This window comes from Shewanella sp. 10N.286.52.B9, from assembly GCF_002873635.1.
Lineage (GTDB): Bacteria > Pseudomonadota > Gammaproteobacteria > Enterobacterales > Shewanellaceae > Shewanella.
The window spans coordinates 14,384-34,042 of the sequence record NZ_MCTY01000160.1 but is presented as its reverse complement, the minus strand read 5'-3'; the positions used below and the strand labels follow the sequence as shown (position 1 = coordinate 34,042).

Sequence of the window (19,659 nt, the reverse complement as noted above, 5' to 3'; positions counted from 1 at the left end):
AACTATTATCAGATTGTATTGTTAAAGTAGGTATTTAAAAATGTTATTAATGCCAAATAAGGACTGGCAGTGGGAATATAATGAAACTTTTAAGCAATTAAGTATTTCATTAGGTTCCGAAATGGAGTTCTTAACCCCATATAAAACCAAATCTCTTATCCCTGATGCATTAATGACGTCAGAATTTAGTGTGGATCATGCTAAATTCTATATAAACCTACTTGAAAGTCTGCCTAAAGCGTTAAAAATGTCCGATGCTGCAGTAGTTCAAACAGCGTTAAATGCAACAGCTGCTCATTTTATGATTAAGCCGCAAATGCCAAAATCTTGGTTTTTTGAAATCAGTCAAGAATGTGTTTATTGCGAAGTAGGTAAGTTATTTTCGTTAAATGCCAATGGAACCTCTGTTTTAGTTCTAGTGGTTGAAAACAGCTTGCAGGCAGCGTTAGTGATGGTGTTATCAAGTGAGTGCCCTTTAACAGAATCTAAAGTTTTACAGCAATTTGATACCATTAAAGTTATGCACAATCGCTTAAATCCCCTAAAGAAATCTAGGCATGTCGTTGCTGCCTAAGCAATATTTGTTAGTTCGTGTTTAATTTACTTGTCTCATGTTGTGTATTTATTTCTAATCAAGAAATAGATTAATCAGAAAGTCCATGTCAGTTATCCTGCTTATAGAACACCCACCTATATTATTATGTAATAACGCGATTGACTGTGGCGATACATGCTCAGCTTCAGCGGTTTATCTAATAGACTGACAAACAATCTCTCTCATGCTTATTGCACTTCGCATGTTGCATTACCTATATCAGCCTGATGAAAAAATGGCACAGTTCGACGATAAACGATAAACGATAAACGAAAAACAATAGGCTTCAATCATGAAATAGAAGGCCGTTGCTGCGGCCATATTTGAGGGGAAACTCTGTTAACCTACCATAACATTAGAAAATTCACATATATTTCAGAAGCATATAGAGGCAATTAGAGCAAAGATTTACGCCTGAACAAATGTAATGTCTTTTATTGCGGATTTATTTGATAATCTAGTTTAAATACCGGCCTGTTAAGTAACATAAAAAGTTTATGAAAATTGTAATTGAACCAATAATTTCACAGCAAGATCAACAAGTGGCAGCCATCATTGAATCGGTTGGCAAAGAGTTTGGTGCAATTGGCGAAGGCTTTGGCCCATCAGATGCTGAAGTGGCACATATGAGCCAATATTATCATGCAAAAGACCGCAGCATTTATTTGGTTGCTTGTGTTGATAATCAAGTGGTAGGCGGTGCAGGTATTGCAAAGTTCAACGGTGATAACAAGATTTGTGAGTTAAGAAAATTATTTCTATTACCTGAAACGAGAGGGCTTGGTTTAGGTAAGCGCTTAACTGAGCAATGTCTTACATTTGCAAAAGCAAACGGTTTTGAACAATGTTATCTCGATACGTTAAATTCAATGACAGCGGCAATTACACTCTATGAAAAGATGGGCTTTCAACATTTAGATAAGCCCCTTGTTGGTACCATTCACGGTGGCTGTGATGTTTGGATGCTAAAAAGCTTATAGTAATAATTTATAGACATTATTATCAAATGTAGGTTATCGATAACACGATAAATTTATTGTGTGAGTAATAACCAGCTTTAGTCGCTAATAACGATGGTTCGATGATCCTTATTGACTGTTTTAATGTGATAATTATAGATTTTGCCACAATACGCATGAATAAGAATAAGTGATTATAGTATCAGTAATTTATCTGTTATTCTGAGGGTATTATTGTTACTAAGAACTTTGTAACATTTATCTTATTTTTAAATGAGTTTCCTAATGAGTCCAATTAATAAGAGTAAATCAAGCACTAAAATCACTATTCAAGATGTTGCTTTAATGGCTGGTGTGTCGAAAATGACCGTTTCTAGGGTGTTAAACAAGGACGAAAAAGTCAGTGACAAAACACGAGCGAAAGTCCAGCAAGCGGCAGATCAACTAAACTATCGCCCCAATATTTCAGCTAGGCGTTTAGCGAGTTCTAAATCTTATTTAATTGGCTTACTTTACGAAAACCCAAGTGAAGGTGGTTATGTTAGTCAGTTCATGATGTCGGCTTTAAAAAGTTGCCGCCAGCAAGGTTATCATTTAGTGGTAGATGAGTGTGAAGGCACCCAAGAAGAAAAGTTAAAAATCACACGTGATTTAGTTGAAGAAACACGAGTTGATGGCGTTATTCTATTACCGCCTTTTTGTAACAATATTGAGATTCTCAAAGAGCTTACTGTATTAAATATTCCTTTTGTACGAGTATCACCAGATGTGGAGTTAACCTTATCTGCTTTTGTTTGTATGGACGATTATCAAGCGGCTTATGATATGACCAATTTGTTAGTCAATAAAGGCCATAAAGACATTGGCTTTATTATAGGGCACCCAGACGTTGGTGCCAGTCGTCTTCGTTATCAAGGATTTTTAGATGCAATGCGATCTAAACAGTTAAACATTCCGCCAGAGTTTATTGAGCAAGGTATGTTCAGCTATAAGTCTGCATTAGGAGCTGCTAAGGCTCTATTAGATAGAGAAAATAGACCAAGCGCGATATTTGCTAGTAATGATGATATGGCTGCAGCAGTTGTTTCGGTTGCCAATTCCTTAGGCTTAAATGTACCCAAAGACTTAAGCGTTGCCGGTTATGATGATACCCCGCTTGCTACTACGATTTGGCCACATATCACAACAGTGAAACAACCTATCAATGCGATGGCTGAAACAGCTATCACATTACTGACTTCTGGCCAAATGAATCAAGTGACTTCAGATAGCCTTTCAAATTTACGCCATGTTTTAGAGTTTGAATTAAAAGAGCGTGATTCAACTACTCAGTTTAATGCGTTAGCTTAATAGTGATTGCATGTTATTTAATATCTTGTTTGTTTAACACGCCATGTGCAACCAGTTGAGACAATAGCTGCTGGGTTTTCTCTCTAAAATAATCACGTAATAGGCGCATTGTTGGAGTAATAGACTGACGACTGGGGCACACAAGCCACAATTCAGTCGCAGTTGGCTTATATTCCGGCATGACGTTTACCACACGACCAGTTAGCAAATCATCCGCCATATCAAGACATGACTTAATCGCAAACCCGTGTCCCGACACACACCAACGCCGCACCAAATCTCCGTCATTAGATGCACGATTACCTTTAAGCTTTACTTTATGGCTTTGGTTTTGATGACTAAAGCGCCACTCGTTCTGAACAATATCCTGTAACTGGTAAAACAGCCCATTGTGATTTTTGAGTTCATCTGGCGTTGTAGGGGCGCCATTTTTGTCTAAATAGCTAGGTGTGGCGCACAGTACTCGTGGAATACTGCAAATTCGAAAACCATACATACTGGCATCGCTTGGCTCACCATAGCGCAGCGCCATATCAACAGAGTCACGATAAAAATCAATATTACTGTCAGTGATATTACTGCGTAAAGCCACGTCGGGATAAAGCAGCAAAAAATCATCCAACCACGGGGTAACCACATTACGGCCTAGATCAGAAGATAGCGCAATTCTTATTTCACCTTTTAGTACATCTAAATCTTCCTGAGCATTTTGCTGGGCATTGTCTAACAGTTGCACAGCCAGTTCGCATTGAGGTAAATAGCGCTCACCAGCAGGGGAAAGCCTAAGTTGGCGCGTAGTGCGTACAAATAGCTCAACGCCTAATGCTGCTTCAACACGCTTGACCGCAGCACTAGCGGTTGCCATACGCATATCAAGGCTGTTTGCAGCCGCAGTAATACTTCGAAATTCAGCTACTTTGAGAATGATGTGCAGGTCTTGTATGAGCATATTATCAATCCATATTTGAGAATATTATAATTAATATAGCGTTTTTAGTGGAGTTAACAACAGGTATTATTTACTTATTCGATAAAATAGCCCGCACAGGTGATAACAATGCAACAAGTTCATTTTCAACAAGGTCTAATACGTCCGCCATCTGAGACTGACTGTCTTCTTATTAGAACCACTTAAGGCTGTCCGTGAAATAAATGCAGCTTTTGCATCTTATTTAAAGATGTTGACTTTGCCTTCCAGAGTAAATCAAAGGGGTATTCTGACATAAGGTAGGCATTTTCTCTTGCTGATGAATTGTTCAATCAAGGTCTCAATCGTGCTCTAAATAACGCCTAGCACATGTTTATTTAATGATTTCCAATGGTCTGCTAGACAATTCAGGCGATGCTTCCTATATTTACTATAATGCTCTAATTAACTGTATTTGTGTGTTTTTAAGAACGTTAAAATAAGTATGCAGCCTCATAAAATATTCGTTTATCTCAAGCTATTAAAATCGATTAATGAGTTGTTTACTAGGGGCAAATTGTGCTGAATATAGGATATGTATGTCTAACGTTCCTGCAAAACTTTTACAAAATGTAGCCGAGCAAACACCTAAAGCCATGGTTGCGATGTTGATTGTCTCTATTACTTACGCCTTAGTATTTAACATCCTCATTCCGTTTAACATTTTGATGACTTGGTTTTGTTTACAAATTCTCTTAGCAATATGCCGAATTTATAATGCAAAAATGTTTGAAAAGCATTTAGAAAAAGAAGATAGAAAAAGACTCGCTAATGATGAAGTCATTTTTATCGCTCTAAATGTATTTCAAGCCTGCATGTGGACGGCATCATCGGTGATGCTAATAATTTATGCTCGTCAACCGTTTGAGTTTGTCGGTTTTATTCTAATTATCGGAATTGTCACAGCCGCAACATTATCGATGTCGTCTTTCTTTAAAGCCTATTTGGTGTTTTTCATTTTAATGATAACGCCGCAGATTGCTATCATGCTTTATTTTGGTGAATACCAACATTTTGCTTTATTGGCGTTTATTGTTAGCTATATTCCTGCAACCATTTTATTGTCAAAATCAATGTTAGATAGTCGAATATCTAGCATAAAAGCCCACGAGGATGTAGAAAAAAGTGCCGAAGAATTTCGTAGGTTATCCATCATGGATAACCTAACTAACATATATAATCGGCGTTATTTTTTTGAAATGGCCAAAAAGATAATGGCGATTGCTTCAAGACAACAAACTAGCGTTTCACTGTTAATGATTGATATCGATCACTTTAAAAAAGTGAACGATAATTATGGCCATCAAGCAGGTGATTTTGTTTTAATCGAACTGGCTAGAACCCTAGAAAGCAGCATGCGAGAAAGCGACATTTTCGCACGAATTGGTGGTGAGGAATTCGCTATTTTACTCAACAATACATCAATGAATGATGCCAAGCGTATTGCTGAGAAAATACGAATTATCATTGAGAGTAAAGATTTCCTTTATAATACCATTTTGATTGATACAAGCGTCAGTATCGGTGTCGCTGAAATGACCCAAGAAATCACTACAATTGAGGCATTATATAAACAAGCAGATACCCATCTTTATTTAGCAAAAGGTCACGGCAGAAATAGAGTGTATCCAGTTTAGCTAAAACGGTTTTAATACATTTGAAATTCAAAATTAAAGGGGCTTTTCTCAATTCAAATTGCTATTTTTCAACCCATTGTGGCACCGTGATAGGCAGACCAAGTGGACGATATCCCAAATGACATTAAAGGATTCATTGGCGATATTTATCAAGCATCATTCAAATAGTAGCAACCACAGAGGGGAAAGGGCAGTTCTTGCTAAGCCAAGTACCAACTTAACCCGCAGTGAAGAGGTTTTGTTTGAAAAGTAAAAATCAAAATGAACATATACCTTCGAATAGCGATAAGGTTTTTGTAGGTTTGGTTATGCAAGCTAGTTTTGGGTAGATTTAAAATATAAATTATTTACATAGCCGGATTATAAACAATTTAGGCTTACCCCCAAGTAAACCTAAAAAGATATAAAGTAATGCGATTATAAGATTGGACAATTAAATCAGCCAATAAAAATAGTTAGAGTATCAATTTGTGTTGAACTTGAGTCTTTTAGTATGAAGATTTTACTATTTAATTTGGGTTCTAGACTATTTATTTTTGTTTGATTGAAATCATGATTTCAAGTACTTCTTGGTAAGAAATACGATATTCTCTAGACAGTTGTATGACTTTAGATTTGTAGGTTTGAACTTGCTCTTGCTTCTTTAAGGCTGATTTTTTTTGCTCAACCATTTCTGAAACGACTTCATTTAAAATGTTTAATCGACGTAAACTGTAATCAAGAGAGTCAAGATAAGTTTTCATTTGCAATTTGTTGCGGGCACTTTCAAGACTTTTAGTTGTTCTATTTTCGAAATCTAATTCATCAAAGGCGTTAATTACATTTTGTAAATTAATATCAGTCATATGGATAACTACTTAGGATTATGAGTAAATGAATGCTATTTAGCATGGGTACTCTCTATCTTCCATGAATAGTAACAGAGCATTATTGATAGTTTATTCAGATTAATGATTTGTTTCAATAGAGCATGACGTTTATATTAAACATTAATTTATTTACTTTAGTACAGGATGTGCAAAATGCTAGATTTATTACCTGATTTATTTGACCACTATGGTTCTGAATTAACCTTGATACCCGCCAATTGGCAAAGTTACGGCGCCAAACGGATATTTTATGGTGAAGTGGTTACGGTTAAGTGTTTTGAAGATAACTCTAAAGTGAAGTCAACGTTAGCAACCGCTGGTAAAGGTAAAGTGTTAGTGGTCGATGGCGGCGGCGTGTGTCGGCGTGCTTTGCTAGGTGACATGATTGCGGAGTCGGCGGCCAATAATGAATGGGAAGGTATCATCATTTTTGGTGCGGTAAGAGATGTGGGCACATTGTCGACCATTGGTATTGGTGTGCAGGCGCTAAGTGCTAATCCCATTAAAACAGAAAAAAAAGATGTTGGCCTTGTGAATATAAATATCGAGATTGCCGGTGTCTCAGTAAAACCAGCCATGATGATCTATGCCGATGAAAATGGCATAGCCGTTACTGAAAAACCTTTAGATTTAGCAGTATTAAGCTAAACTTAGATGAATTAATTTATTTTTACATTAAAAATCAATTTGCTTACAAGGATGCAAACATGAAGGCACTTAAATGGCTATTAGCTATAGTCGCTAGCGTAATCTTATTGCTGGTTATTTATTTAACGGTATTTTTTGATCCAAATAGTTTTAAACCACAAATTGTGGATGCCGTTAAAAAGCAAACTGGCCGTGATTTTGTCATTAGCCAAGACTTAAGTTGGAGCTTTTTCCCGACACTTGGGATTAACCTCGGTGGCATTTCACTATCCAACCCTGAGAACTTTTCTCCAAGTACATTAGTTGAAGTAAACCAAGCGGTCGCCAGTGTGGCATTAATGCCGCTTTTAAGCCAACAAGTGGAAATTGCACAATTATCCCTTGATGGTTTGACTATGAATATCGTCACTAAAAAAGACGGTTCAACCAGCTTTGATGGTTTGGGCGATGCTGCATCACCTGAAACCACAACCGCGTCAGAACCAGCATCATCAGCTAATACACTCGAATTGCAAAGTTTACAAATCGGCAGCGTGTCTATTACCAATACCACCATCAACGTAATTGATGAAGCGGCAGAAACCAAACAAATATTTAGTTTAAATAGTTTAACCCTTGGTGAGTTTTCATTAGGAAACGCTGCAGACTTTGCTTATGAATTTACTGTACAAATGCCTGATATGATGCTGGCAAGTTCTGGTAATGGTCAATTGACCATTAGTGAAGATTTGACTCAGGTTATTATGGCTGATTTAACCATTAATACTGATGTGACCGGTGAGGCTATCCCTAATAAAAGTGTTAGCAGCCAGCTGATTACTGATATTAATGTGGCTTTAGATGCTAAAAAATTAGATGTTGCTATAAAACAATTGTCAGCGATGGACATAAGCGCCACTGGCGATGTTTCAGTCAATTACGGCGCCACAATCCCTAAAATTAACCTGCAATTAGATGTCGGTGATATCGATGTTGATAAATTACTGCCGCCATCAGAGACCGAAGCTAAAGCAGAAGACACTGAACAAGTTGCAGCGAGCAAGCCAGCTGTAGAGCCTGATTTGTCCGCATTAAAAACCATTGATTTAACCTTAGGCATGACGGTTAAATCAATCAAGGTCGCAAACCTACTCACTCAAAACTGGGTAATGAAAGCCAAGGTCAAAGATGGCGTTGCCGATTTAACTCAGTTTTCTGCGAATTTATATGAAGGTAGTATTAAAGCCACAGCACAGCTCGATGGTCGTCAGAAAGTACCTAGTTACCGCTTCGATGAAACATTAACAGGTGTGCAATTTAGACCACTGTTAAAAGATGCGGCGGATATTGATTTAATCTCAGGTGCGGCAAATTTTAAAATTTCTGGTTCTGGTAAAAGTTTAATTCCAGATAACTTAAAGAAAAACCTGCTGGCACAGGGTAATTTCGAAATTGCCGATGGCTCGTTATACGGAGTGAATATCCCGCAAATGATCCGTAGTGCTCAAGATAAGTTAAAAGGGGATTTATCTGCAAAAAATACTGAAGAACTTAAAACTGATTTTACTAGTTTAACCGGTAGTTTTAGTTTGAAAAATGCTGTTGCGACTAACCCAGACTTAGCTATGGCGTCGCCACTCATTCGCCTTAGCGGTAATGGCAGTGCCAATATTGATAATGAAACTGTGGACTATAAGCTAACGACGTCAGTGGTGGGCTCATTAGCGGGTCAGGGTGGTGAAGATGCCTTAGCTGGCGTGGACATTCCGCTTACCATAACCGGCAGCATGAAAGATCCTAAATTTGGTATCGATACCAGTGCTTTATTAGATTCTAAACTTAAAGATGAAACCGATAAACTCAAAGGTAAGTTATTTAAGAAATTAGGTTTTTAATGATGTGATTAAGCCCACTTGGGCTTAGTCAGCGGCTATTTTTATCATAAGTAAAAATATCCAAGGGATCATGTTAACCAAGACTTTGGATCTTGTACTGCTTTAAACTTGGTATAGATGAGTTGATTACATCAAGTTTAAAAATCGCTATATAATAAAAAACGGCAAGGATCACCTTGCCGTTTTTTGTTTTAAGTCGCGAAATACTTACTGCGAAATTGCTAAGAAGTTAGCTTATAGACTCACTACGCATTGACCTTGGTGACATCCACAATCAATCTTAACATCTGTCCTGGCTGAATATACTTACTGTTTTGAAGTCTATTCCACTCGATCAGATCATTGACTGAAACGTTGAATTTACTGGCAATTCTAGCCAATGAATCCCCAGAGCGAACTTTGTAATTAACGGTTCTTTCTGCATTGTTTTTGCTACTTGATACTGCGCCAATCTTTAATTGTTTACCAATGCTTAAAGTGCCGTTTTTAGGCAGACGATTCCAGCGAATTAAATCATCAACACTGACATCATTTTTTCTGGCAATGACCCATAATGAATCGCCTGATTTAACCGTGTAAGTTTTAGTCTTAACTGAGCTTGGTTTTGCTTGTGCTAATAACTGTTCAGTTGTGAGGTTTGCGCCTTCAGCAGGAACTGGAATAATAAGGTACTTTCCGGCTCTAATATTATTATTTTTCAGGCCATTACTTGAACGAATAAAAGAAGCCGAAGTATCAAAACGCTTGGCAATATGGCTTACGGTATCGCCAGATTTAATTTGGTATCTATGCCAGTTCAATTTTGATTTAGGATCAAGGTTTGCAAGTTTTTGTTCAAACTGCGCCGCTTTATCAAATGGCACCACCAATGTATTAGGGCCATCAGGTGATGTTGCCCAGCGATCTAAACCTGGGTTTAATGCTTTTAATTCTTTAACTGGCATATTGGCTAAATCTGCCGCAAGTTTAAGGTCAATCTGGCTTTGGGTATCAACCACAGCAATATGCGGTTCATTACTGATTGGAGTTAGTTTGATGCCATATTTGTCAGCATTTTTAACCACATCTGATAATGCAATCAGTTGCGGTACGTAGCGTTGAGTTTCTCTGGGTAATGATAGCGCCCAAAATTCAGTGCTTTTACCTGCGGCTTTATTACGGCGAACAGCATTATTTACTCGGCCTTCACCCGTATTATAGGCCGCAATGGCATATAACCAGTTTTGTCCGGTCCTATCGTATAAGTACTCTAAGAAGTCCAGTGCTGCAGTGGTGGATGCGGGAACATCACGTCTGCCGTCATACCACCAGTCACTTTTAACACCAAAGTAATTAGAAATAGGCGTAGTTAATTGCCATAAACCTGAAGCGGCACTCGCAGAGTAAGCTGAAGGGTCAAACGAGCTTTCAACAATAGGTAATAATGCTAGTTCAATCGGCAGATTACGTTTTTCTAATTCTTCGACAATATAATGTAAATACGGCTCTGCACGTTGAGAGACAATTTCTAAATGTCTTGGGTTCGCTAAATACCAGTCTCGATATTTATTCACCAGTTTTACATCATCAATTGGCATGGTAAGTTGCAAACGGATCCGTTGCCAAACATCGGTGATTTCAACCGGTGCTGCAACTTCGTCTACAACTTTTTCAGGCTTAATTGGCTGAGGAACGACAATCGGTGAAGGCTCGACTTTTGTTGGAGTGGCAGTTTGGCATGCGGTTAGAAATGCCAAGCTTCCAACAAAAAGGTATAAAGGTTTATGCATCTAAAAAAAATCCTAAATCTTGCAAAGCTGGCAGATCAAAGGCGTCTACCAAATGTGTTTGGTCAAAATTGAGGCGGCATTGTAGTGTAAAATGGCTTTAATGTCTTTGCTAACTTAGCAAGTGTCGCCGCGCTCAATAGCTTAAAAGTTATTTTTCCACTCTCTGAGTAAAGTAAACGTCTGTAGTGCTGTTGGTTTTTCAACTTGAAACTTAGCAGCGATGACTTGTTTTATTTCTTTACTGTTACTTCTTAAAAATGGATTTATGGCTAATTCTGTTGCGATTGTAGTTGGAATTGTAGCCATATTGTTATTACGAGATAAAGTAACTGACTGACTGTATTGCTGCAACGCTTTATTGTTAGGTTCTGCTTGTAACGCAAATTTAAGATTAGCCGCGGTATATTCATGGGCGCAGTAAACTTGGGTGTGAGGTGGCAAGTCAGCGAGTTTTGCTAACGAGTTTGCCATTTGTTCGGCTGTGCCTTCAAACAATCTTCCACAACCGCCGCTAAATAGGGTGTCTCCGCAAAATAACGCTTCACAGTTTACACTATCTGGCTGTTGATAAAAGTAAGCTATATGACCTAACGTATGGCCCGGCACACTAATGACTTTAAGCTTTGTATCAAGCTCCTTGAGTTTGAGTAATGGCTCGCCTTTTATTGGATGCGTAATACCGCTAATATTTTCACTTTCAGGTCCATAAACCTCGAGCTTATTATTAAAAGCCTGTTGTAATTGCGCAATGCCACCAGTGTGATCTGCATGATGGTGAGTGATTAATATCCCCGCCAGCTCTAATGGGGAGCCCTTGAGGTAATCGAGCACACTTTGGCCACAGCCAGGGTCAACAACATAGGCTTGATTGCTATTTTTTTGATGTATAAGCCAAATGTAGTTGTCATTAAACGCTGAAATACCGATGACTGAAAGCATGATTAAATCCATAAGTGAAATCTTACCGCTAGGTTAACGGATTATATGTAAAAGGCCAATAGAGTGAATATGCTTGGGCTGAACTAGGCTTGTATACTGTTACATTTAAAGTAAACAACTGGTTGAAGTGACTAAATAAGGTTATGTAAACGCGCTAATTAACAATAAATTTAACACTTTATTCGTCCCTTTTTTAAATGATATCAACTATGGGTAAAATGCTAACGACAAAGAGCCATAAGTCGTTATACTCAACCTAGGGCTTTTGAAATTAAGGGAGTATCAGGTTAATGTCGATAAATCAAAAACCACAATTATGGCAAGAGTTACCCTGTGGTGATGAGATTCAATTGGCCCTAGAACAAAAGTTAACTGATTGGTGGCCGAGGATTTTTGGTTACCATTTATTAAAGCTAGGTGCGCTTAGCGCTCAAGTGTCTAGTTTACATTGCAATATTGCGCGGCATTTTTCTATTCATGATGCCCAAGGCGCATCAATTCAAGCAGATCCCCATCATTTGCCCCTGCAAACAAGCACCATGGATGCCGTGCTGATGAGTTTTTTAATGGAATTTGAACATGACCCATATCGTTTATTACGGGAAGTTGACCGAGTAATGATTTCCGGCGGCTATATTTTTGTTTGTGGTTTTAACCCTGTCAGTACCGCCTTTATGGGTAAGCTTCTACCTAAATATCAAACTCAATTACCTTGGTGTGGTCAGTTTTTTATGCCAGCGAGGGTAAAAGATTGGTTAGGTTTATTAGGTTATCAAATCCTGCAGGATGAACGTTTTATTTATCACCCTTTGCTTGGACAAATGAACCAAGGCCGCTGGTGGCAAAATAGATTAGAAAAGTGGTTACCAGGCGTTGGCAGTGTGTATTTGATTGTGGCCAGAAAAATGGAGTCGCCATTAACGCCCATCAGGGAAAAGCGAAAAGCGCGTACTCGTCAATGGGCGACAGCGCCGACAGCAGGCAGAGCAGGGCACAGTAAACATACTAAATTGCTCTCAAAATAAGCTAAAGTGTATAGCCAATAATATATTGGCTATACAACAGATTTGGGTTTTAGGCTTTGGCTTCAGGCAGATAATTAACATCAGCTTGCTGAGGTTTAGCTTCGGCGGCTTGCCTGGCTAAATCATCACAGCGCTCATTTTCAATATGCCCAGCATGTCCCTTAACCCAGCGCCAATCAATTTGATGCAGTTGACTGGCTTTATCTAACCTTTTCCATAAATCGACATTTTTAACTGGGGTTTTAGTTGAAGTTATCCAACCTTTTTTCTTCCAGCCATGGATCCATTGGGTGATCCCTTGACGCATATATTGACTATCACTGGTTAAGATGATTTTACACGGTTCATATAGCGCTTCTAACGCCACAATAGGCGCTAATAATTCCATCCGATTATTGGTCGTCAGCTTAAATCCATCAGACATTTCTTTGGTATGCTGCTTATATTTCATTACAATACCGTATCCGCCGGGACCAGGGTTACCCAGACATGAGCCATCAGTAAAGATATTGATAAGTTTTAGTTCTGACATCAAATTGTTACCATATACACAGCAATAAACATTTCGGCAATTATACCTAAATTATTATCAATTAATTGAGTTACCTATGAATATTATTTCAGGCGCCAGTCGCCAAATCATTTTAGATACTGAAACAACCGGTATGAATCAGGCTGGTGGCCCCGTTTATATTGGCCATAGAATTATCGAAATTGGTTGTGTTGAAGTGATTGACCGTAAACTAACCGGTCGTACTTATCATCAATATATCAATCCAGGTCAGTTAATTGATCCAGAAGCCATTGAAGTACATGGTATTACAGATGAACGAGTTGCTAAAGAACCGCGGTTTCATCAAATCGCACAAGAGTTTATCGACTTTATCGCCGGTGCTGAAATTGTCGCACATAACGCACCGTTTGATATCAGCTTTATGGATCATGAATTTAGTCAGCTTAGGCCCCAAGGCCCCAAGTCAGCAGATATCTGTGACATACTCGATTCGCTAGACATTGCAAAATACCTGCATCCTGGTCAAAAAAATAATCTAGATGCACTCAGTAAACGTTACGGTATCGATACCTCTAGACGTACCTATCACGGCGCACTATTGGATGCTGAAATCCTTGCTGATGTTTACTTAGTGATGACCGGTGGACAAATTGGCTTTAATTTATCAAATGAAAAAGTGGGTCAAGAAGGTGGTGGCATACAATTAATTGATCAAAATGAGTTTAATCTTAAAGTGATCCAAGCAACGGCCGATGAATTAATATCACACGATGAAAGACTTGATTTAGTCAAAAAATCAGGCAAATGCCTCTGGAGAGGTGAAGCATAAAAGTGAGCTTAATGAAATCATACTGTCTGGCGGTTATTTTTATCTTAGTTGCTACCGTTACGCCACAATTGGCAACAGCGGTGCCTTATACCCAAGCAAGTGAGTTACAGAATAGATTTCGTATTGATCATATGGTCGATGAAGTGACCTTATTGGTGCAAAGAACTTATGGCTCCGCTCCAGTGATAATCGTGTTACCTGACGGTTCCAAATGGTATTCCGAAAGGCACCCTGATAATGTCAATTGGGCCGATGGCTTAACTGGCGATATGATTAAAATCAACAATCCGATGCCCGGTCCTTGGCAATTAATCGGCAGTTTAGCGCCTAATTCCACTATCCAAAAAGTATCGCAACTTGAAATTGACGTTGAGCATATCCCCCAGCCTCTATTTCAAGGTGAACGTTTAAAAGTCACTGCTAAGTTACTTGGTGACGGCTTAACGGTTCGTCTGCCAGGGCTTGATTACATGTTCGAATGGACGGTTAAATTTACCAGCCATCATAAAAATACCGAAGCCAACTTTACTACCGGCACTGTTACAGTCGGTTCTTACAGAGATAATGGTGAAGGTTTGGATGAGATACCCGATGATGGGGTGTTTACGGGCAAACATAATCTAAATCAACCTTGGGGAAGCTACACCTTAAGTGTTGTCGCGCGAAATAATGTATTTGAGCGTGAAATTAGCTACCCAATCTATTTATCAGAAACTCCCATTCAAGTTGAAGTAATTGAACCCGCGGATAAATTAACCGGTGTTTGGCAGATTCAAATAAATGTTGATGACGAAATACTCAAACTTGAGCAAACCCATATTCAATTCGATATCGTTGGCCCTGCAGGGCTTAAGTTACCGATTGTTGTTAATGAGCTCACTGAAACACCAGCTTTAGTCGCGATACCGCAAGTGACCGATTTTGGCAGTTATAGAATCAAAGGCAGTGTTGCCTCAACCAGTATTGCAGGGCGTGAGTTAATACTGGATTTACCGGAATTGTTTTTTAATTTAATTGAACCGCCTCAACCTCCACCCAGCGCTGAAGAGTTAGCTGCAAGAGCTGCGCAGCTAGCAGCGCAAGAAGAGCAAGCTGCAAAAGATAAGGCTATCGTGTGGATTGCATCGATTAATGGCCTACTGTTAATCATAGGAGGGGTAGGGTTAATTTTTTGGCGTAAGAAACTTGCGTTAAATAAAGCACTGGCAACAACCAAATTAAGACTTGAACAAGAAGCTGCGAAAAAAGGTGATATCACTGCTGCTATTGATGATTTTGATTTAACCATGCCAGATGAAAAATAATTGTTTGCTGCTAATTATATTAGCTTAGATTAAATTGATCTCTTTTTAGTCAAAAAGTTTATAACTTAATCGCTGCTGTATGTTTTTTAGCTAAACGGATAAAAACTTAAAAAAAACTGTTGACGGTTTTTGACGACGACCTTATTATTCGTGCAACTTAAGTGGAGCGGTAGTTCAGTTGGTTAGAATACCGGCCTGTCACGCCGGGGGTCGCGGGTTCGAGTCCCGTCCGCTCCGCCAGTTAAGTTACTTAAATTTTGTTTATCTGTATTACAGGTGACACAGTTTAGGAGCGGTAGTTCAGTTGGTTAGAATACCGGCCTGTCACGCCGGGGGTCGCGGGTTCGAGTCCCGTCCGCTCCGCCAAACAGATTAGCCCTTGTCATAAGACAAGGGCTTTTTTGTGCCTTTAATTTATGCTGTTGGGCTTATTTTAATGAATGAGTTAATTGGATTAATTACTTGAATTAGTAACTTGAATTAGTTATTTGAATTGGCTAAATGAATTGCTTGAATAAAAGCAGCAGTTGGTTACTTTGTATTAGTAAGCTGAGGCTGCCACGCCGGGGGGCGCGGGTTCGAGTCTCGTCCGCTGCGCCAAACAGATTAGCCCTTGTCATAAGACAAGGGCTTTTTTGTGCCTGTAATTTATGCTGTTGGGCTTATTTTAATGAATTAGTTAATTGGATTAATTACTTGAATTAGTTACTTGAATTAGTTACTTGAATTAGTTACTTCAATTGGTTAAATGAATTGCTTGAATAAAAGCAGCAGTTGGTTACTTTGTATTAGTAAGCTGAGCCTGTCACGCCGGGGGCGCAGGTTCGAGTCCCGTCCGCTGCGCCGAACAGATTAGCCCTTGTCATAAGCCAAGGGCTTTTTTGTGCCTGTAATTTATGACATTGAATGTATTTATCTTAAGCTGAGTCTATTGTTCTGCGGCTTTAACGTGAAAATTATTAAGCTTTAGATACTTCCAATCAGCAGGTTAAAAGGTTGATGTTAAGTTAAAAAATTACGGTAGATGTTTTAATTAAGCCTTGCTCTGATGTGTAATTTAGTATTTTATTAAAGATACAAACTCGCGAGCTATATCGCAGAAAATATAAAAAAGGAATTGTCCATGGTAGAACACATAACTGGCATGCTCGCGCTGATTGGCGTGCTGTCTTTATTGTGTCAATGGTTAGGTTGGAAGTTTCGTCTTCCTGCAATATTACCGTTATTGTTATGCGGTTTGTTACTTGGTCCGGGGCTTGGCATTTTAGACCCTGATGCTATCTTTGGCGATTTGCTGTTTCCCATTATTTCATTGGGGGTCGCGGTTATTCTTTTTGAAGGCGCGTTAACCCTCAATTTTAAAGAAATCAAAGATCACGGCCGCATGGTGACAAACTTAGTGACCTTTGGTGCCTTTATAACTTGGGCTTGTATCGCCCCAGCCGCTCATTGGCTATTAGGCTTTGAATGGCCCATGGCGCTACTTTTTGGTGCATTAGTGGTAGTGACAGGTCCAACAGTAATAGTGCCGATGCTGCGCACAGTAAGGCCAAAATCAAACCTTGCCAGCATCTTACGCTGGGAAGGAATAGTCATAGACCCTATCGGGGCAATTTTAGCAGTATTAGTTTATGAATATATTGCTGTGGCGACCGCTGCAGATCCCACCACCCATATATTATTCGCTTTAGGCATGACATTACTGTTAGGTTTTGGACTTGGGGCGCTTGCTGGCTATCTCATTGGCATTGCACTTCGTAGTAATGTGTTTCCTCATTATCTTAAAAATACTGCGGTATTAACTATTATGCTGGGCGTCTTTGTTGGTTCTAATTTGATCCAAGAAGAGTCTGGGCTGTTAACCGTGACTGTGATGGGCATTTGGTTAGCGAATATGCGTGGGGTTGATATTGCGGATATTTTAGAGTTTAAAGAGACTCTTACCGTATTACTGATCTCCGCCTTGTTTATTTTATTAGCAGCAAGACTTAACTCGACCGCGATGCTTGATTTAGGTTGGGGCGGTGTCGGTGTCTTACTGGTCGTGTTGTTGGTTGCAAGGCCTCTGAGTATCTGGATTTCTGGTATTGGTACTAGTTTATCTAGAGCTGATAAATGGTTTTTAAGTTGGGTCGCACCAAGAGGGATAGTTGCAGCGGCAATTTCTTCGTTATTTGCCATTAAGCTTGAAGCTATTGGGGTTAATGGTGCCAGCTCGATAGTGCCATTAGTGTTTTTAATTATTATTGGCACTGTTGTAATACAAAGCTTAACGGCAGGCCCATGGGCTAAGTTTTTAGGTGTAAAGGCCGATTCATCACAAGGCTTACTGTTATTTGGTGCCTCTAAGTTTTCACGTGAGTTAGCTAAGGTGTTAACGGCTAAGCAAGTGAAAGTGGTATTAGCCGATAATAACTGGGACAACATTCGTCAAGCGAGAATGGCGAATATCCCGGTTTATTTTGGTAATCCGGCCTCTGAACACGCCGAAAACTTTATGGATTTAAGTGGTATAGGTCGAGTGCTAGTGTTATCTCCCTATCGTCAATTAAACCCTTTAGTGAGTTTTCATTTTCAAGACTTATTCGGTACCAATAAAGTGTATGGCTTAAATAATGCCGAAGGGGGAAGTGCCAGACATCAATTGTCAGAGTCTTATTTAAAGCGTTTGTGTTTATTTGGTGAGTCAATTTCTTATGCCAAAATAGCCAGTTACATGGCGAAAGGTGCTGTTATTAAAGTCACTAATATTACGGATAATTTTACATTTGAACACTTTAAACAGCGTTATGGTGAAACGGCGATGCCGTTAATTTACCTGACTAAAGATCAGAAAGTAAAAATTATTTCAGGTACTGAAATTAATGAATTACCAGTCGGTATCGAGTTAATTAGCCTATTGCCGAAAGAGGCGCAAGAGCAAGATATCATCCAACGTAATTTAGCTGAAGTAACAGAAAATGAAGACGCTAATGAGCAAGATGACTCTGGTGAAACTTTCGGCAATACATCAGCTTGAATTTGATTTTGACTAAAAATCAGCAATAAAAAAGCTTCGTATTAACGAAGCTTTTTTTATGGAATTTTTACTTAAGGCTTAAGTTAAAGCGTTTCTAACACCGATAACACCACTTCATGGTGGTTTTTGGTTTTAAATTTATCGAACACATGTACTATTTTGCCATCTTGACCAATGAGGAAGCTCAATCTATGGATACCGTCATAGATTTTGCCCATGAATTGCTTCTCGCCCCACACGCCAAAGGCATCAGCAACGGCATGATCTTCATCACTGAGTAAGGCAAAGTTTAACTCTTGCTTGTCATTGAACTTAAGCAGTTTAGCAACTGGGTCAGGGCTTAAACCCAATACTGTGACATTATGATTTGCTAACTGGTCTTTGCTATCACGCAAGCCTTGAGCTTGCACTGTGCAACCAGGTGTTGATGCTTTAGGGTAAAAATAAACTAACACAGGGCCGGTTTTTAAAGCTTCAGTGAGAGAGACTGATTGGTCAAATTGATTTTGTAGGGTAAATTGTGGTGCTAAATCACCAAGGGTTAAGGTATTCATTTTATGTCCTTATTTTATATTCTATTTGTCACTGTTTTGCATATGATTGATAGAGCACTCAAGTGATAGTTCTTTTGCCAGTTCATGAATACTTTTTTCAAGCTTTATAAGATCAATTTTTTCCGGCACATTGATAGTAAATAAAATATGCTGCGTTAAATTATCGTCGTCAGCGTGAGAGCGCACCGCAGCAAGATCAAGGGAACGATCCGCTAAGAATTCGGTTATTCGCTTCATGGTGCCACGTTGATCTTGACCGTTAACATTGACCTCGATACGCGACACGTAATTTTGTGGTGTATGCTTGGAAGTACGTTTCATTACCATGAGTAATTCAAGCTGTACACTTAAGCTGGGTAACTGGGTTTCTATCTTTGTTATTGCTGCCCAAGAGCCTGAAATCATCATAATTAAGGTAAATTCATTACCAAAAAGTGCCATACGGCTATCGACGATGTCACAGTCACATTCACTTGCTAAACGGGCTAGACGACTTACTAAACCAGGGCGATCAGCACCCATAGCAGTAACGACCAGATAGTTGGTCATGGATTTTCCTCACTTTTTCGATATCATGGAGCGTAAACTAGCGAGCTAACGCAAAGTTTTTTTGCGGGAACTAATGCTACCATAACTAATGTAAAACCACATAAGTATGTCACTATGAAAGTTAATTCATATTAAAAATTTACTTCTTGGCATAACAACTTAGGTGTAAGATTGATTTCAATGAAATAAAGTACCTAACGTCATGATATAAAAAATATGCTTAGCCATTAAACAATCATCTGACGATGTAAATTTGTG

At 39.0% G+C, this 19,659-nt stretch carries 17 protein-coding genes and 2 tRNA genes; 12 read left to right on the top strand and 7 right to left on the bottom strand.

The features are described from left to right. Positions 1-40: 40 nt before the first annotated feature. The 3 genes from BCU91_RS08950 to BCU91_RS08940 all read left to right on the top strand — a co-directional run bounded on the left by BCU91_RS08950 (position 41) and on the right by BCU91_RS08940 (position 2,904). A complete protein-coding gene (locus BCU91_RS08950) occupies positions 41-574 on the top strand; it encodes a cell division protein ZapC (RefSeq protein WP_076536309.1) in 534 nt (177 codons plus the stop codon). A gap of 518 nt (positions 575-1,092) precedes the next feature. Continuing rightward, positions 1,093-1,575 (top strand): GNAT family N-acetyltransferase, encoded by a 483-nt coding sequence (locus tag BCU91_RS08945; protein ID WP_102437810.1) that lies wholly within the window; start codon positions 1,093-1,095, stop codon positions 1,573-1,575. A gap of 264 nt (positions 1,576-1,839) precedes the next feature. Next, positions 1,840-2,904 carry a LacI family DNA-binding transcriptional regulator gene (locus BCU91_RS08940; RefSeq protein WP_102531317.1) on the top strand — a complete coding sequence of 355 codons (1,065 nt, stop codon included), beginning with the start codon at positions 1,840-1,842 and terminating at the stop codon, positions 2,902-2,904. Between the two features lie 13 nt (positions 2,905-2,917). On the opposite strand, the gene BCU91_RS08935 is transcribed toward BCU91_RS08940, so the two are convergent. Continuing rightward, the gene (locus tag BCU91_RS08935; RefSeq protein WP_102531316.1) at positions 2,918-3,853 is read right to left on the bottom strand and encodes a LysR family transcriptional regulator; all 936 of its coding nucleotides are present in this window, start codon (positions 3,851-3,853) and stop codon (positions 2,918-2,920) included. 557 nt (positions 3,854-4,410) lie between these two features. Between BCU91_RS08935 and BCU91_RS08925 the strand changes: the two genes are divergently transcribed. Next, positions 4,411-5,508, top strand: a complete 1,098-nt coding sequence (locus tag BCU91_RS08925) for a GGDEF domain-containing protein (RefSeq protein ID WP_157936282.1) — start codon at positions 4,411-4,413, stop codon at positions 5,506-5,508. Positions 5,509-6,038: 530 nt separating this feature from the next. On the opposite strand, the gene BCU91_RS08920 is transcribed toward BCU91_RS08925, so the two are convergent. Continuing rightward, a complete protein-coding gene (locus BCU91_RS08920) occupies positions 6,039-6,353 on the bottom strand; it encodes a hypothetical protein (protein ID WP_102437802.1) in 315 nt (104 codons plus the stop codon). Between the two features lie 177 nt (positions 6,354-6,530). Between BCU91_RS08920 and BCU91_RS08915 the strand changes: the two genes are divergently transcribed. Both BCU91_RS08915 and BCU91_RS08910 read left to right on the top strand, forming a co-directional pair. Next, positions 6,531-7,025 (top strand): putative 4-hydroxy-4-methyl-2-oxoglutarate aldolase, encoded by a 495-nt coding sequence (locus BCU91_RS08915; protein ID WP_102437800.1) that lies wholly within the window; start codon positions 6,531-6,533, stop codon positions 7,023-7,025. A 59-nt stretch (positions 7,026-7,084) separates the two neighbouring features. Beyond that, on the top strand, positions 7,085-8,899 hold the full coding sequence (locus tag BCU91_RS08910; RefSeq protein WP_102531314.1) for an AsmA family protein: 1,815 nt from the start codon (positions 7,085-7,087) through the stop codon (positions 8,897-8,899). A 245-nt stretch (positions 8,900-9,144) separates the two neighbouring features. Here the strand turns inward: BCU91_RS08910 and BCU91_RS08905 are convergent, their stop codons facing one another. Beyond that, the gene (locus BCU91_RS08905; RefSeq protein ID WP_102437797.1) at positions 9,145-10,668 is read right to left on the bottom strand and encodes a LysM peptidoglycan-binding domain-containing protein; all 1,524 of its coding nucleotides are present in this window, start codon (positions 10,666-10,668) and stop codon (positions 9,145-9,147) included. A gap of 141 nt (positions 10,669-10,809) precedes the next feature. Next, a complete protein-coding gene (gene gloB, locus BCU91_RS08900) occupies positions 10,810-11,607 on the bottom strand; it encodes a hydroxyacylglutathione hydrolase (RefSeq protein WP_102437901.1) in 798 nt (265 codons plus the stop codon). 290 nt (positions 11,608-11,897) lie between these two features. Between gloB and BCU91_RS08895 the strand changes: the two genes are divergently transcribed. Then, positions 11,898-12,632, top strand: a complete 735-nt coding sequence (locus BCU91_RS08895; RefSeq protein ID WP_102437795.1) for a methyltransferase domain-containing protein — start codon at positions 11,898-11,900, stop codon at positions 12,630-12,632. 49 nt (positions 12,633-12,681) lie between these two features. On the opposite strand, the gene rnhA is transcribed toward BCU91_RS08895, so the two are convergent. Then, a complete protein-coding gene (rnhA, locus tag BCU91_RS08890; protein WP_102437793.1) occupies positions 12,682-13,164 on the bottom strand; it encodes a ribonuclease HI in 483 nt (160 codons plus the stop codon). A gap of 76 nt (positions 13,165-13,240) precedes the next feature. Between rnhA and dnaQ the strand changes: the two genes are divergently transcribed. The 5 genes from dnaQ (at position 13,241) to BCU91_RS08865 (ending at position 18,298) form a co-directional block, all read left to right on the top strand. Beyond that, positions 13,241-13,975 carry a DNA polymerase III subunit epsilon gene (dnaQ, locus tag BCU91_RS08885; RefSeq protein ID WP_102477270.1) on the top strand — a complete coding sequence of 245 codons (735 nt, stop codon included), beginning with the start codon at positions 13,241-13,243 and terminating at the stop codon, positions 13,973-13,975. Positions 13,976-13,986: 11 nt separating this feature from the next. Beyond that, positions 13,987-15,279 carry a TIGR03503 family protein gene (locus tag BCU91_RS08880; RefSeq protein ID WP_102520034.1) on the top strand — a complete coding sequence of 431 codons (1,293 nt, stop codon included), beginning with the start codon at positions 13,987-13,989 and terminating at the stop codon, positions 15,277-15,279. A 163-nt stretch (positions 15,280-15,442) separates the two neighbouring features. Next, positions 15,443-15,519: transfer RNA gene (locus tag BCU91_RS08875), tRNA-Asp, on the top strand. A 49-nt stretch (positions 15,520-15,568) separates the two neighbouring features. Continuing rightward, positions 15,569-15,645, top strand: a tRNA-Asp gene (locus tag BCU91_RS08870). A gap of 757 nt (positions 15,646-16,402) precedes the next feature. After that, entirely contained in the window at positions 16,403-18,298 is a 1,896-nt protein-coding gene (locus BCU91_RS08865) for a sodium:proton antiporter (RefSeq protein ID WP_102437787.1), read from the top strand. 83 nt (positions 18,299-18,381) lie between these two features. Here BCU91_RS08865 and bcp read toward each other — a convergent pair whose 3' ends face one another. Then, entirely contained in the window at positions 18,382-18,852 is a 471-nt protein-coding gene (gene bcp, locus BCU91_RS08860) for a thioredoxin-dependent thiol peroxidase (RefSeq protein WP_102531313.1), read from the bottom strand. Positions 18,853-18,873: 21 nt separating this feature from the next. Further along, complete coding sequence (locus BCU91_RS08855; protein ID WP_102437160.1) at positions 18,874-19,401, bottom strand: ACT domain-containing protein; 528 nt, start codon at positions 19,399-19,401, stop codon at positions 18,874-18,876. Between the last annotated feature and the right edge of the window lie 258 nt (positions 19,402-19,659).

Excerpts from the sequence above, each read along its gene's own strand:
- BCU91_RS08950 (WP_076536309.1), top strand. The coding sequence starts at position 41 with ATGTTATTAATGCCAAATAAGGACTGGCAGTGGGAATATAATGAAACT.
- BCU91_RS08945 (WP_102437810.1), top strand. The coding sequence starts at position 1,093 with ATGAAAATTGTAATTGAACCAATAATTTCACAGCAAGATCAACAAGTG.
- BCU91_RS08940 (WP_102531317.1), top strand. The coding sequence starts at position 1,840 with ATGAGTCCAATTAATAAGAGTAAATCAAGCACTAAAATCACTATTCAA.
- BCU91_RS08935 (WP_102531316.1), bottom strand. The coding sequence starts at position 3,853 with ATGCTCATACAAGACCTGCACATCATTCTCAAAGTAGCTGAATTTCGA.
- BCU91_RS08925 (WP_157936282.1), top strand. The coding sequence starts at position 4,411 with ATGTCTAACGTTCCTGCAAAACTTTTACAAAATGTAGCCGAGCAAACA.
- BCU91_RS08920 (WP_102437802.1), bottom strand. The coding sequence starts at position 6,353 with ATGACTGATATTAATTTACAAAATGTAATTAACGCCTTTGATGAATTA.
- BCU91_RS08915 (WP_102437800.1), top strand. The coding sequence starts at position 6,531 with ATGCTAGATTTATTACCTGATTTATTTGACCACTATGGTTCTGAATTA.
- BCU91_RS08910 (WP_102531314.1), top strand. The coding sequence starts at position 7,085 with ATGAAGGCACTTAAATGGCTATTAGCTATAGTCGCTAGCGTAATCTTA.
- BCU91_RS08905 (WP_102437797.1), bottom strand. The coding sequence starts at position 10,668 with ATGCATAAACCTTTATACCTTTTTGTTGGAAGCTTGGCATTTCTAACC.
- gloB (WP_102437901.1), bottom strand. The coding sequence starts at position 11,607 with ATGCTTTCAGTCATCGGTATTTCAGCGTTTAATGACAACTACATTTGG.
- BCU91_RS08895 (WP_102437795.1), top strand. The coding sequence starts at position 11,898 with ATGTCGATAAATCAAAAACCACAATTATGGCAAGAGTTACCCTGTGGT.
- rnhA (WP_102437793.1), bottom strand. The coding sequence starts at position 13,164 with ATGTCAGAACTAAAACTTATCAATATCTTTACTGATGGCTCATGTCTG.
- dnaQ (WP_102477270.1), top strand. The coding sequence starts at position 13,241 with ATGAATATTATTTCAGGCGCCAGTCGCCAAATCATTTTAGATACTGAA.
- BCU91_RS08880 (WP_102520034.1), top strand. The coding sequence starts at position 13,987 with ATGAAATCATACTGTCTGGCGGTTATTTTTATCTTAGTTGCTACCGTT.
- BCU91_RS08865 (WP_102437787.1), top strand. The coding sequence starts at position 16,403 with ATGGTAGAACACATAACTGGCATGCTCGCGCTGATTGGCGTGCTGTCT.
- bcp (WP_102531313.1), bottom strand. The coding sequence starts at position 18,852 with ATGAATACCTTAACCCTTGGTGATTTAGCACCACAATTTACCCTACAA.
- BCU91_RS08855 (WP_102437160.1), bottom strand. The coding sequence starts at position 19,401 with ATGACCAACTATCTGGTCGTTACTGCTATGGGTGCTGATCGCCCTGGT.